This window comes from Shewanella sp. TB7-MNA-CIBAN-0143 (genome assembly GCF_040310065.1).
In the GTDB taxonomy this organism is placed as follows: domain Bacteria; phylum Pseudomonadota; class Gammaproteobacteria; order Enterobacterales; family Shewanellaceae; genus Shewanella.
On the sequence record NZ_JBEOPL010000008.1, the window covers coordinates 83,380 to 96,983 of the forward strand.

The window sequence follows — 13,604 nt, forward strand, 5'->3', positions numbered from 1 at the left end:
CTAACATTGAATATAACGCTACCATTTTATAGAACAATAACGCCAAGCTTATTGCGCTGTCCACGCACCATCCATTGGTAAAGCTGCACCGGTAATGCCTCTTGCGGCACCACCACAAAGAAATAAAACAAACTCACCGATTTGTCTCGGTGCCAGCATTTCTGGTAACGGCTGCTTGGCTGTCACGAGTTGATATTTAGCGTCTTCATAACTCAAATTTTTATCGCTTGCTATGCTGTCAATTTGTTTGCCGATAAGCGGCGTATCCACCCATCCAGGGCAAATTGCGTTGACGGTAATTCCTTGTTCAGCGCATTCAATCGCGACCACCTTGGTTAAGCCAATAATTCCATGTTTTGCTGCACAATAGGCTACCTTATTGGCCGAGGCGACTAAGCCATGTACTGAGGCAATATTGATAATTCGTCCCCACTTTTTTTCAGTCATTGCAGGCACGACTTGTTGAATCGTATGGAAAGCGGAAGACAAGTTAATCGCAATGATGTCATTCCACTTTTCGACCGGAAAGTTTGCCACATCCTGGGTGTGCTGAATCCCAGCATTGTTAACCAAAATATCAATACTGCCTAATGCACTCATCGCACTGTCCATAAACGCATGTATGCAGTTAGCGTCTCTCAAGTCTACATTGCTGAAAAAGGTCTTTATTTGGTATTGGGTTGCAAACTCAGCCGCTAAAGTCTGCCCTTCATCTTGCGCCATTAAGCCATGCAATACGATATGACAACCTTGTTCGGCAAGTACATGCGCTGTCGCCAGGCCAATGCCGCTAGTGGAGCCGGTAATAAGTGCCACTTTCCCTTTGAGTCCAGTTTGTAACGTCGACATAGTATCGGTTCCCTTAATTCAATAGCGGCAATGACAAGGTATGCCATCAACCTATGTGTCATGTTTCATTGCGAGATCATGTCTAGTGCATATTCTCACTAACATCTGATTTAGTACTTTCAGAATAAAGCAATTACAGCACTATTTAATTGGCACCTTAGTACCATAAGAACAGGGAAATAGTTGTCGATACATTGAAGGGGAGTCGATGGTTTATTAAACAACATCGACAGGGTCATCAACAGGGTCTACATTTTCTGATTATTGAGTTCTTGGTCAAAAAATTCTTAGTGAATAGGCGGGAACATTACCAACTAATCTCTTTGCCTTGCCAATCTAAGTAACTGGCTTGGCCGTTGGGCTCAATATCGGCCATGATGTTATACAGCTGGCTGGCAACAAATTCTGGGGTAAAAAGCTTGCCTGCAGGCACATTAGCCTGAAAAGGTTTTGATAATGGTGTGTCAGTAGTGCCAGGATGAAACGCGATGAGTTTGACTCGTTTAAGCCGCCTTGCATATTCCACTGCAGTGGTTTTAATCAGCATGTTTAACGCGGCTTTTGAAGCGCGATAGCCATACCAGCCGCCTAAACGGTTATCTGAAATACTGCCAACTCGGGCACTCAATAAACTGATCACACACTTTGGGCTGTCTATCTTATGAGGTTGCTGTAGCAGTAACTCGGTTAAGGCGCTTAACCACAACATCGGCACAATACTGTTAGCATAAAACAGTTGCTGTAAGGCATCACTGTTAATGTCTTCAATGCGTTTTTCAGGCATTAAATGAGTTTTGTCTGTGGTTTCATTATCTGTGCGTTCATTAGTCGTTTTAGAGTGCAAAATACCATTACAGATGATGATTTTTTTAATGGTGCCAACCATCGATGACATGTCCGCAATACAACGAGAAATTGAGGCTTGTTGATAATCGCAGCTAATATGATGGTGAGTGACATTTTTGGCCAGCGCAGGCAGTGTCATTACAGGCAGTGTCAGTGAAGATTGACGGCTCACGGAGATAATGGTTAACGCTAAATCAGGCTCTTTTTCCGCGATGGCTTGGCTAATAAAAGCTTGTGCTATAAGCGATGAAGCGCCAATCACAATAATGGTTTCTGTTGTCGTTGAATCGCTCATGCTGTTTACCCTTACTTTACTTTATTTTACAGTTACCGTTATCACAGCGTTTTTGACCTGTAAGCAAATAAGATATACGGTAGCGATTACGGGCAAAGGCCAAATACGCAAGGTCAGCAACAGGTTTAATCAGCGGTAACCGTAATAATTTTATCCAACCATGCTTACCAGTTAAGCCCCATGCTTTGGCTGTTACATCTAAACCATATAGCCAGCTGCCATCAGCTTGTAACCCATGAAGCACGGTATTGGCTTTTAATACATCTAAATCAGGGAAACGCAGATTAATATCATCGGCGTTAATGTCTTCAAGGCCGATGTGGTTTAAACGGTCATATCGCTTTAATTGCTTCATTTCATTGAGGCACAGCGGGCAAGTGCCATCGTAAAAAATAGTCAGTTCCATCATTTACCTCATTTATGTTATTGCTTGCTTGAACACCTATACTGACTATTGTACGCCTCAAACATCAAGCCAGATTACATTTGTTTCCATGATCGAGATTACACACAAATTACCGAGGTTTATGATCTTTCTATTTCACTTTGGCGTATATATCCAAAACAATTCACAAGGGCTCAATAATGCCATTAAGCCAAGCCATTATTAAGGTCACCAATTTACGCTTACGTACGTTTATTGGATTTAACCAAGACGAACGCGAAAAGCAGCAAGACGTGGTGATCAATATCGAGATCCATTATCCAGCCGATCGATCGTTTCAAACCGACGACGTTGCTGATGCGCTAAACTACAAAGTGATCACCAAAAAAGTGATCCAGCATGTAGAAGAAGGCCGTTTTTTATTACTGGAAAAATTGGTTGCCGACGTATTAGATATTTGTCGGGAGCACCCAACTGTTACCCTGGCCAGAGTCACTATTGATAAGCCCCATGCACTGCGCTTCGCCGATTCAGTATCGTTATCTTTAGAGTATCAAGCCTAACCACTATTTAAGGATGTTATTATGACGACCATTAATGACATAACGCGCGCAGAGTTGTCTGCAGAAGCATTAAAAGTACAACAAGCATTGGTTGCTCATGGCCTTGAAACGCCATTAGTGCCAAATGATATGACCAGCGAGCAAAAATATCAGCGTATTAAAGGCTTAATGACCGAAGTTGTGTCAACCTTAGGGCTGGATTTAACCGACGACAGCTTAGCTGAAACACCGCACCGCATTGCCAAAATGTACGTTAATGAGATTTTCTCGGGCCTCGATTATGCTAATTTCCCAAAAATCACTCAAATCGATAATAAGATGGGTGTAGAAGAGATGGTAAAAATTAGCAATATCAGTGTGGTGAGTACTTGCGAACATCACTTTATTACCATCGATGGTTTCGCCAAAGTGGCTTACATTCCTAAAGATAACATTATCGGCTTATCGAAAATTAACCGCATCGTGCGATTTTTTGCCCAGCGCCCACAAGTACAAGAGCGCTTAACTCAGCAGATACTAGTGGCGCTGCAAACGTTATTGGCGACCGATGATGTCGCCGTGAGCATTAACGCCACCCATTACTGCGTAAAATCTCGCGGCATTATGGATACCTCATCAAGCACGCAAACCACAGCACTTGGTGGTTGCTTTAAGGCCAATCCCGCTAGCCGAGCAGAGTTTCTAGCATAGCTTTTAGCGTAATGTTTAGACATATAACCAGCTAGCATAACGTTTAGACATAACCAGCTAGCATAATGTTTAGACATAACCAGCCTGAACTCGGAATCGCTTGCGCCACAGCATGCCTTTTAAAAATGACTTCACATAATGAAGTCATTTTTTTATCACCCATTACACTATCGATTGTCATTATTACGCGCTAGGATGGTTTATTCTTAGATAACCATCTAATTTAATTATGATAAAGGCTCAATGTATCAGAGCTAAAATTAAGAGAGCATTATGGAACGTACAATACTGATCACTGGCGTAGGTAAACGCATAGGTTATGCACTGGCCAAATATTATTTGGCACAAGGTCATCATGTCATTGGCACTTATCGTACTCATTATGACAGCATTGAACAGCTCGGTAAGTTGGGTGCGAGTTTACATTCATGCGACTTAACCGATGCGGCATCTATTGATGGATTAATTACTCACATCAATGAGCATCATGATCGCCTCGATACCATTATTCATAATGCGTCAGACTGGTTACCCGACAACAACGGCTTAAGCCCGGCAGACACTATGACGCGAATGATGCAAATTCACGTATCAGCGCCGTATCAAATCAATCTTGCCTTAGCGCCATTACTGATTAGCGCAGCTAAAACCAATGACGACAGCATTGGTGCCAGCAACATTATTCACATGACAGATTACGTCGCCGAAAAGGGCAGTAAAAAGCACATCGCCTATGCCGCCAGTAAAGCAGCACTGCATAACATGACACTGTCATTTGCTAGCTTGTTAGCACCGCATGTCAAAGTAAACGCCATTGCTCCCGCGATGATTTTATTTAACCAAGATGACGATGATGCCTATAAAGTCAAAGCATTGGCTAAAGCCATATTGCCTAAAGAAGCCGGTAATGCAGAAATCATTTCCTTAGTCGATTATTTGCAGGCCAGCCATTATGTTACCGGCCGCAGCTATGCTGTTGATGGCGGCAGGCATCTAAAATAATCCATAAAACGCCAAGCGCTAATGTGCGGGGCAATGTTGACGTTAATTTGTTATAGACTTCTAGATGGCTAATTGGTAGTGTGGATATTAATCAGTATCCACACTCGCTATTATCGAAAGGAAGTCACTATGTCTGCAGAAAACATGAAGCTGGAATCATTGGCGTTACATTATGGCTACGAGTCTGAAGCCACCACCAAAGCCGCCGCGGTGCCGATTTACCAAACCACCTCATATACCTTCGATGATACCCAGCACGGTGCGGACCTGTTCGATTTAAAAGTGGCTGGCAATATATACACCCGCATAATGAATCCTACTACTAGCGTGTTAGAGCAACGCTTAGCCGCCATTGAAGGCGGCATCGGTGCGCTTGCAGTGGCATCAGGCATGGCCGCCATTACTTATGCTATCCAAGCGTTAACACAAGTGGGCGACAACATTGTCAGCACTAGCCAGTTGTACGGCGGCACGTATAACTTATTTGCCCATACACTGCCACGCCAAGGCGTTGAAGTCCGTATGGCGGCGTTTGATGACTTTGATGGCCTCGACGCATTAATTGACGACAACACCAAAGCCCTATTTTGCGAATCGATTGGTAACCCAGCCGGTAATATTGTCGACTTACAACGTTTGGCCGATATTGCTCACAAATACGGGGTGCCACTAATTGTCGATAACACCGTAGCGACGCCAGTATTGTGCCGCGCATTTGATCATGGTGCCGACATTGTTATCCATTCGCTCACTAAATACATTGGCGGCCACGGCACAACCATTGGTGGGGTGATTATTGACTCGGGTAAATTTGACTGGGTCGCCAACAAAAAACGTTTTGCGATACTAAATGAACCAGATCCGTCTTATCACGGCGTGGTGTATACCGACGCCTTTGGTCCAGCCGCTTATATTGGCCGTTGCCGAGTAGTACCACTACGTAATACTGGTGCAGCGTTATCACCGCACAGTTCATTCTTATTACTACAAGGCTTAGAAACCTTAAGTTTACGCATGGAACGTCACTGCAGTAATGCGCTTACGCTAGCCGAATATCTCCAGCAACACCCTAATATTAGCTGGGTTAATTACGCAGCACTACCAGACAGTCCGCATCATGCAACCTGCCAAAAAATCACTGGTGGTAAAGCCTCTGGTATTATTAGTTTTGGCATTAAAGCTGCTAACGCAGAAGCGGGTAAAGTAGCTGGTGGTAAGTTTATTGATGCGCTGCAAATGGTGCTACGTTTGGTCAATATTGGTGACGCTAAATCGTTAGCTTGTCATCCCGCCAGTACCACCCATCGCCAGTTAGACAGTGCCGAATTAGCCAAAGCCGGTGTATCAGAAGATCTAGTGCGCATATCGGTGGGTATTGAGCACATCGACGACATCATTGCCGATGTCAGCCAAGCACTTGATAAGGCGATTGTGTAAGCCCATTTTTAGTCTAATCAGTTAACTAAAAAGCCCCATCAATAGCGTTTATTGATGGGGCTTTTTCCATTCTGTTATGTTTGATTTTTACCTTCTACAAAGTCTAGTTGGTATGTAAGAGGAATCAGCAGTATCAACGTGTCTCCGTCCAAAGTGTCCGAAATAGCGTGATGAAAATGCCGTAGTGACATCATGGCCTTTATCACACATCCCTGTGTTTCAAGGCATGTAGACTCCTGTCTTGCAGATATGTAACAGGCTCGGGGGTACATGGTCGTTTTTTGACATCCATGTCATCACGACATTCGTCAGTCCATTCACATCAGATGTACCATCTGAGTCGTTAGGTGATTTTTATTATGCTATGAGGATGAACACTTTGCCGGAGCTGCCGGGGTGATCCAAGAGGGGGAAGCCGTTTTCCCCTTCTTGGTCTGGTGTGGGCGAAGCGCCACGACCTTAATAGTATTAAGCTATTTTAAATAGCCAATCTTCTCGTTGGGGTAATAATCACTGGTAAAGGAATATCCCAAAAATCAGTAGGCACTTGGCTGACTTGCTGACAGTCGTGGGCAAAGCCTACGGCTAACGGCTTGTTATCGACCACTTGTGCCAAGGTGCGGTCATAATATCCGCCGCCCATGCCCATGCGATTGCCGTGTTCATCAAAGGCGACTAGCGGAGTAATGATCATATCGAGCTTATCAACGGTAATGACATGCTGCACATTGAGCTGTGGCTCGCTGATACCATATTGGTTGTTAACCATCACAGAATCGCGATCGTAGCGCACAAACAACAAATTGCCCTTACTAAACGGATGAATACGCGGCAAATAGAGATTAATGTCGACATCCCATAACGCTTCAATCAGTTTTTGAGTAGCAAGTTCACCATCGTGAGTGACATACAAGGCAACATGTTGAGCCGACTGTGCCTGAATTTCAGCTAACATATGACGGCTGGCAATTAAGGCTAATTGATTTTGTTCTTCAGCGCTGAGGCTATTACGTTCTTGTCTTACATGGCGACGAATATTATCGCGACTCATGTCGACACTTTCAAATACGGGGTCTTCGAGTTCGGTTGGCGTGGCAAAATAGCTGATGCGTGCCGAAGAGGTTGACGTAACAGGACGATTGTCCTTGTTAGCCATAAAACGCGTGATACTCATATATTAGGAGTACTCCATCACTTACAAATTAAAAACACCAAAACACAGTATGAAAGTAGGTTATCGCTTTCTGAGTCGATATGAAAGCACAGGTTAATCTTCTGCTAATGTTGCTACAAAATTTAGCCTCTGCTCTGCATATCGAACCTAAATACGTAACACTATTTATCCATATTCATTGATTTTAGTAGCACTGGGCTATCGTAATCCGCCACCATTGTTTTTGCTTTTAACCAAAAACGTCTACGGGTTAAAAAATAAGTAAAGCTAATCGATAACAAGCCCCACTCAAATACATTGTGCTTCATAAAATCCAAGGCAGATGTTAATAGTTTCGTCACCTCACGGGCATAATGAGTATGATCTACCACAAAACCATACGTTGGATTTATCACGTAAAGCCCATATTGAATGGCGCAGTAAATACCCAGCCCAGCCAATAAACCAAACAATTTCCCATACCATCTTTTAGGTTTTTTCACCCCAAAAATAAGTAAGTAAACACCGACTAATAGCGAGCCACTCACTAAGGTGCTAGCGATGGTGGGTGAGTGTCTAAGTAGCTCTAACGTATTGTAATAAGATGAAAGGCCGATATGTGGTAATAATAGTGTGATGCTAATCGCCAATAACCAGATTTTGGTTTTACCGATATTTTTCCAATACCACTTCTTTACGCTCTTATAGCTTAACCACAGCAGTCCAAAGACAAACGCATAATTCACATAAGCGGGGAGTCCAAATAAACCAAATTTCATCATCAATAATGCCATTATCCATTCTGGCACTTGTGTCACACTCATGCGATGACCCGTTTCAGCGGCAAATAAAGGAAATAACAGCGCGATCAACATCCCTAACGTGAAGAAGAAATAAGTGTACTTCACTAAGCTTAAAAACATGTTTGGGGCAATGCCCTTAACGCTCTGCTTTTTTAACGTAGTGACTAAGTGTTGATAGTTAGAGATAACAGCATCGTTAATCTCATTTGATACCCAATTTTCTGTTAATAACGCAATTTGAGTATTGGTGGTGTTCGCTTCAATAATGTCTTTTATGGCAGGTGTTGCTAATACATCTTTGTCGGTTTCTTGGTCATTGCCTGTCAATTTCTGCGCCACAAGCCATACTGCAGGATCGTAAACACCACCGGCATTATGGGTAGTGTCATTCTTACCGGCAAAACACATTGTTGTATCGACTTTATCTACCGTAGCAGTAAATTGTAACGTCGGCAGTTTAGCGGTAAAAGCATAAATAAAAGTACAACCATCAAGGGTACCCTCAACGTCAACTTCAGTTATCTCGGTCAAATGATAAACTAAGTCTAAACCATTATTTTTAACGAATTCAGAAGTCCACTCGTGATAGTCGTTACTATTATAAGCCCATTTAGTGCTACGTTTGGCATCACCATCAATGGTGTAACTGTAATAGAGATAACCACCACCATTACAAGTATTACAAGTTACAGAACCTGAGCCGCTGCAGGTATTACAGGTTTTTTTACCACTTCCCCAGCAGGATGTGCATGATTCTGTAGTATAAACAGTGCGATTATTGTGGCTGTCGTAACGCGACACACTAATGCGGCCGCTGCCACTACAACCGGTACAAGAATTCTTGCCAGAGCCATGGCAATTAGAACAGCTTTGTGACCCAGAACCACTGCAGTTGTAACACACTTTGCTGCCTACATAGGTTTCTGGTGCAGATTTTAAGTCTCTATTTCGGATCAAAAAATTGCTAGAAATATCAGGCCCAAGAATGTTTAAAAAGCGATCGTTAAATAACGAGTTTTGTCCGCTAGCATACTCTTTTGCTTTGTCGTGGGCGTAATCCCTCGCATTCGATGCACTACCAGATTTAATGCCATTCGGACAATAGGCGCCATGTTCGTGTTGACTCACCCCAACTTCAATCGTCCACCCAAAAGTAAACTTAAGTTGAGGCAGTTTTGTTTGTTCGTTGCTTAATATTACTGGTACGTCTACACCAGTTAGATCTTTACCGTTGCTGCGGATAAATCGTTGGAATTGTTCTAATTTACTCACGTAATACTTCCTATAAACAATGCGTGATTCATTTTGCTGTTTCTGTCACCAGCGAACAGCATCAGCTCATTAAAAATTAATGTCGAAACTCGTTTGGCCAGCTTTCAAATATATCCATTGTCTAATGGGCTCTTGTCCTGAAGCAGAGACTTTAATGTCGTAATTGCCAGCAGGTAGCATCATGCCGGCTTGATATTTGGGCTTAATATTCATCACAGACACGTTGGCATTTGCGATATTACTCTTAATCGTTAGGGGTAATAGGGCAGTATTGGTAGGTGATGATTTAGCCGGTTGAGTGGCCTTATGTGCTGGCATTACCGCTAAATCAAAGCGATTAATCGGGTCGCTAATGGCATTAAAGCCTTGGGTAATTAGTAAGCGCTGGTCTATTGAAGAGCCGATAGGTTGTACAATCGGCAAGGTCACAAGTAACCATTTAAGCGTATATGACACCGTGGCGGAATCGTTCTTTTCCATTTGATCAAAAAAGTAATGCAGTGATGAGCCTGGCATAGTGTATTGGTTGCCGCCCATCGATAACGGAACCACAAATATTGACGCTAATAACACCGTTGATATCACCGGTTTTATCAAGCGATTAGGCTTAACTCTTGGCTCAGAGGACGCACGTTTAGCTTGTACTAGTTCGACCGCTTTCATCGGTAGCTTTAATACGGTAAGTAACACTAATGCTAAGCTAATCGCCATAGAAATTGGCGGAATAATAGTTGAACGTAATGCCGATTTACCTGTTGATTCAAACGCACCACCATCGGCAAACTCAACTAGTTGAGCGTCGAGCACATTGAGGTATTCAGTGGTTTTACGTTTTATATTGGGCTCAATAATATGTTGCTTAAACTCGCGATTATTCCAATCGGCTAGCGTAGGATTAACGTACAACTCTTTCATTTCTTGTTTTATACGCTGTTGAATATCGCTTTGCTGTTGAAAGGTTTGCCAGCTCAAATTAGGTGGCATATCGCTACCCTTAGCTTTCATTTTTGAACGCCACTCAGCATCGGCTTGTTGACGTACTTTTTTAGCCACCGCAATATCAAAGCTGTTGCGATCGGTGATTGACCAAGAAGGGGATAAGGTTAAGCCTTTTTGCTTTAGCTTCTTATTAACTTTTATACTGGTAAGTTCATGAACTCTAAATTGATGGATTGAGTTAATGCCTAGAGAGTAGCCCCCCGACTCCTTAACAAAATCAGGTGCCATTTTTATCATCAATACTTTTTTATAATGATTTACATCGTTGGTGTACACCATTCGATGATCTTTAAAGCCAGCATCGCCACCAGTGATAGCATCTGCAGCCTGCATCGCCGTGAATAAGCCTAAGCTCATAATGCCTGAAATAATAGAATTGCCGACGTTTTCTGAGGTTGAGATCTCTTCGCGAATTAACCAATCATCTGGAGGAATATAAGGAATACCGTACTTGGCTATTTCTTTGTCATAGCCTTTTTGTAATCGCTCGAAACATCTATCCTTACTACTACCACTTTTCTTTTCTGCGCATTTATTACGACGTTCAAAATAGTCATATAGTTTTGGAGCAATTTTTTGAGCTCGCGATTCCACCCTAGCTTCATAAGCTTTGGTGCCTTTTTGGTATTGTTCCCACCCTTGCTTAACTTGATTTTGGGTGTCTAACCAGTATGAATCTGACCGCGTTTGTACACTGGCTAAGGCTTGGTTATATTGATTTGAACCCGAGGCATACTCAGTGTATTTATTGCGCAGTGTTTGGCGGAAATTATCATAATGGCCATAGTGTTCGTCAAACCGAGACATGGCTCGATCGCGAACAAACTTTTCCATTATCAAACGCTTTTTGTCCTTTAAATCGTCGACTAATTTGTCGTCAGCGTAAACTAATCCGCCAAATACCGATAAAAAGGTTTTTTCGATAGCACTGTGTTCTTTATTGGGATCATACTCAATACCTTCGAATGTGATTGAGTTTTCAATTAACGCACTACGGAGTAACTGCGATAAATAAGCTTGCTGGCGTTCTTCAGGCGCTGAAGCGTCAATAATAAAATGATCGACTAACCATTTTTGTCCAAAAAATACCGTTGGCCACACAAGTACCGCAATGAGTGCAAAGTAACCTAAAGCGCGCGTAACGTTAGCGACTCTTTTACCCTTTAATAATAAATCAGCTAACAGTAACGTAACGCCTATTCCACTGATTGTTCGGCCAAATAGCTCTACTGTTCGTAAGTCTTCTATGCTGGAGTTTCGTCCTCCAGCAACATCGGTCAACGCTGCATTAAATACCGCTTCCGGGAACAAATACACTAGCGAGCAAATGAACATCAACAACATCCACCAGAAGGGGGTACCCGTTTTATTTATCTGGGCTTCAACTGCTTGCTGCTTTTCTACTTTTTTAGCGGTTGATTGCTGACTTTTTTGTACTTTTTCCAGCTCTTTTACCGCGGATTGCATTTTTTTTTGTGTAGGAGCGCTGTTAAGCAGATTTGTTGCAAATGGACTTTTGTTATTTTCAGTCATATTAATCTTTATCAACCATCGTCTTTTTATCTTTATGTCGTTATTTAATCGCTATTTAGCTTGGCGTGCAGGCAACCTTAAAATGATTGTATCACCTGTATTGTTATCAATTTTTTCATCAGTGATAGTAGGAAAACCATGTTCTAACAACGGAGTAGGAATAGTGTTTGGCACTACTTTAACGGGAGTCGCGTTGATGGCAGCAAGGCCAGAGTCTAATGATAGATAGTAACCTTCGTTTTGATAGCCACGCATTTCGGCAAAACGATCAAAGTCAGCATCTTGCGGTAAAGACGCAATATAGCGACCAAGATGGCTCAATGGCTGATAACGTTTAACTGGCAAAGCAGCATTGAATAGACGTTGGCAAATTTTGTAAGGTGTCGCATCGACAATGGCGCCATCAGGAAGTTGATCTGTGGTTAATTTGATAAGCTGTGATTGATGATACTCGCTACCATTGAGCGAATAGGTATACACTTTCATTCCGAGTTGATGTGCATGATATTTAACGTTGGCATGTTGCATAAAGCTACGGATATCTAGGTGGAGCCCAGAGTTTTTACCCAGTTTTCTCTGTAATTCAGAAAGTGAGGATTTTGCCGTATAATCTTTATAACGTGAACGATAACGCTTAGTACCGTATCGACCTACTAGCTCAAGCTTATTTTTATTATCTAAATAATAAGTATCGTTTTTTACGCCTTTACGCAAATCAGCCGTTAATTTTTCAATGCTTGTTGGGTGTCCACCCTGAATAAACCCTAAATACACCGATGGGTTAATGCCTCGCAGCTTATAAAGTATTTCTTGGTCTGCGGCTGAATAATAAAAACCACCTAAACCAATATATTTTCTGAGCATATTATCGAGTTCAACGAGTTTTTGGCCGTTGGTGTCAGACTTAACTTCTACATTCAGTTGTTGATTGTGATTGCGATATGCCGCAAAGGTTTTAAAGGCTTCAACAGCAGCAATAGGGCGTTGATCCAGTAAATGGTTACTTTGCTTGTCTCGCAGTTTGAGATTAGCAAACTCTTGAAAGTTCATACGGTTTAGTTTGAAGCGTTCACCGGTGTAATACACCGTCGCGCGACCGGTCTGACTATCGTGATGATTAACCCAAGTACCATCTTTGAGTAGCATTACGTCAATTTCAACACTGTTAAAATTATCATTTAACGCCGCTGCAATGGCATTTGCACTGCTTTCTGGCTGCCGAAAATCGCCCCGATGAGCTGATATGTCTAATCGACATTCGGCAGTAGACAGCATTTTGATATTGCCATTATTGGCCAGATATAAATTACGGTCGCCCAGGCTCAGCTGAGTATCAATAATATTCAAGCCTTGGGTAGCTGCATCAGTTGGTAAATGAGATAACTCAGTGGGAACAATATTAACAGGCTTAGGTGAAGGCGTTGGGGTGGATTTACAGCCTGCTAAAGTCAGCAGTAGTACAGCCATAATGATGCTGTAAAAATAGGGGGCGACGACACGACTTGTCATAATCCATATTTACAAGTTATTAATATTTAATGTTTTATACATTAATGAACCCGGTAAAACAACCTTATGGATTAAAGTAAACTTAATTCAAACATCAAAATGTGAACGAGGATGACTTATCAAAACCTGATTAGTTTCAGATCCAGTCCAGCACCATTTAGATTTTTCAATTTAAGGCACATTAATGCAGCAAATGGTTGTTATCTTTTATATCAATGAGACTGATATATGAGCAGACATAAATGTTTATGGCTAAATCAAGGTAACA

11 protein-coding genes are annotated in these 13,604 nt (G+C 42.2%); 4 read left to right on the forward strand and 7 right to left on the reverse strand.

Annotated elements, in window-relative coordinates:
- Positions 1-48: 48 nt before the first annotated feature.
- From AAEY97_RS08525 to AAEY97_RS08535, 3 genes are all read right to left on the reverse strand, one after another.
- Positions 49-849 carry a 3-hydroxybutyrate dehydrogenase gene (locus AAEY97_RS08525; RefSeq protein ID WP_350998067.1) on the reverse strand — a complete coding sequence of 267 codons (801 nt, stop codon included), beginning with the start codon at positions 847-849 and terminating at the stop codon, positions 49-51.
- 307 nt (positions 850-1,156) lie between these two features.
- A complete protein-coding gene (locus tag AAEY97_RS08530) occupies positions 1,157-1,990 on the reverse strand; it encodes an SDR family NAD(P)-dependent oxidoreductase (protein WP_350998070.1) in 834 nt (277 codons plus the stop codon).
- 16 nt (positions 1,991-2,006) lie between these two features.
- Positions 2,007-2,396, reverse strand: coding sequence for a thiol-disulfide oxidoreductase DCC family protein (locus AAEY97_RS08535; protein ID WP_162024275.1), 390 nt, complete (start codon positions 2,394-2,396; stop codon positions 2,007-2,009).
- A 179-nt stretch (positions 2,397-2,575) separates the two neighbouring features.
- Between AAEY97_RS08535 and folX the strand changes: the two genes are divergently transcribed.
- The 4 genes from folX (at position 2,576) to AAEY97_RS08555 (ending at position 6,067) form a co-directional block, all read left to right on the forward strand.
- Complete coding sequence (gene folX, locus AAEY97_RS08540; protein WP_101086047.1) at positions 2,576-2,938, forward strand: dihydroneopterin triphosphate 2'-epimerase; 363 nt, start codon at positions 2,576-2,578, stop codon at positions 2,936-2,938.
- Positions 2,939-2,959: 21 nt separating this feature from the next.
- Positions 2,960-3,628, forward strand: coding sequence for a GTP cyclohydrolase I FolE (gene folE, locus AAEY97_RS08545; RefSeq protein ID WP_101086046.1), 669 nt, complete (start codon positions 2,960-2,962; stop codon positions 3,626-3,628).
- Between the two features lie 273 nt (positions 3,629-3,901).
- Positions 3,902-4,630 (forward strand): dihydromonapterin reductase, encoded by a 729-nt coding sequence (folM, locus tag AAEY97_RS08550; protein WP_162022342.1) that lies wholly within the window; start codon positions 3,902-3,904, stop codon positions 4,628-4,630.
- 144 nt (positions 4,631-4,774) lie between these two features.
- Entirely contained in the window at positions 4,775-6,067 is a 1,293-nt protein-coding gene (locus AAEY97_RS08555; RefSeq protein WP_350998205.1) for an O-acetylhomoserine aminocarboxypropyltransferase/cysteine synthase family protein, read from the forward strand.
- Positions 6,068-6,545: 478 nt separating this feature from the next.
- On the opposite strand, the gene AAEY97_RS08560 is transcribed toward AAEY97_RS08555, so the two are convergent.
- The 4 genes from AAEY97_RS08560 to AAEY97_RS08575 form a co-directional block, all read right to left on the reverse strand.
- The gene (locus tag AAEY97_RS08560; RefSeq protein WP_101086044.1) at positions 6,546-7,241 is read right to left on the reverse strand and encodes a 5-formyltetrahydrofolate cyclo-ligase; all 696 of its coding nucleotides are present in this window, start codon (positions 7,239-7,241) and stop codon (positions 6,546-6,548) included.
- Positions 7,242-7,402: 161 nt separating this feature from the next.
- On the reverse strand, positions 7,403-9,295 hold the full coding sequence (locus AAEY97_RS08565; protein ID WP_350998074.1) for a hypothetical protein: 1,893 nt from the start codon (positions 9,293-9,295) through the stop codon (positions 7,403-7,405).
- A 69-nt stretch (positions 9,296-9,364) separates the two neighbouring features.
- Positions 9,365-11,827 (reverse strand): carboxypeptidase-like regulatory domain-containing protein, encoded by a 2,463-nt coding sequence (locus AAEY97_RS08570; protein WP_350998077.1) that lies wholly within the window; start codon positions 11,825-11,827, stop codon positions 9,365-9,367.
- 51 nt (positions 11,828-11,878) lie between these two features.
- The gene (locus AAEY97_RS08575) at positions 11,879-13,336 is read right to left on the reverse strand and encodes a glycerophosphodiester phosphodiesterase (protein WP_350998080.1); all 1,458 of its coding nucleotides are present in this window, start codon (positions 13,334-13,336) and stop codon (positions 11,879-11,881) included.
- Between the last annotated feature and the right edge of the window lie 268 nt (positions 13,337-13,604).

Bases quoted from the DNA above. Each gene is read 5' to 3' on its own strand.
- AAEY97_RS08525 (WP_350998067.1), bottom strand. From the start codon at position 849: ATGTCGACGTTACAAACTGGACTCAAAGGGAAAGTGGCACTTATTACC.
- AAEY97_RS08530 (WP_350998070.1), bottom strand. From the start codon at position 1,990: ATGAGCGATTCAACGACAACAGAAACCATTATTGTGATTGGCGCTTCA.
- AAEY97_RS08535 (WP_162024275.1), bottom strand. From the start codon at position 2,396: ATGGAACTGACTATTTTTTACGATGGCACTTGCCCGCTGTGCCTCAAT.
- folX (WP_101086047.1), top strand. From the start codon at position 2,576: ATGCCATTAAGCCAAGCCATTATTAAGGTCACCAATTTACGCTTACGT.
- folE (WP_101086046.1), top strand. From the start codon at position 2,960: ATGACGACCATTAATGACATAACGCGCGCAGAGTTGTCTGCAGAAGCA.
- folM (WP_162022342.1), top strand. From the start codon at position 3,902: ATGGAACGTACAATACTGATCACTGGCGTAGGTAAACGCATAGGTTAT.
- AAEY97_RS08555 (WP_350998205.1), top strand. From the start codon at position 4,775: ATGAAGCTGGAATCATTGGCGTTACATTATGGCTACGAGTCTGAAGCC.
- AAEY97_RS08560 (WP_101086044.1), bottom strand. From the start codon at position 7,241: ATGAGTATCACGCGTTTTATGGCTAACAAGGACAATCGTCCTGTTACG.
- AAEY97_RS08570 (WP_350998077.1), bottom strand. From the start codon at position 11,827: ATGACTGAAAATAACAAAAGTCCATTTGCAACAAATCTGCTTAACAGC.
- AAEY97_RS08575 (WP_350998080.1), bottom strand. From the start codon at position 13,336: ATGACAAGTCGTGTCGTCGCCCCCTATTTTTACAGCATCATTATGGCT.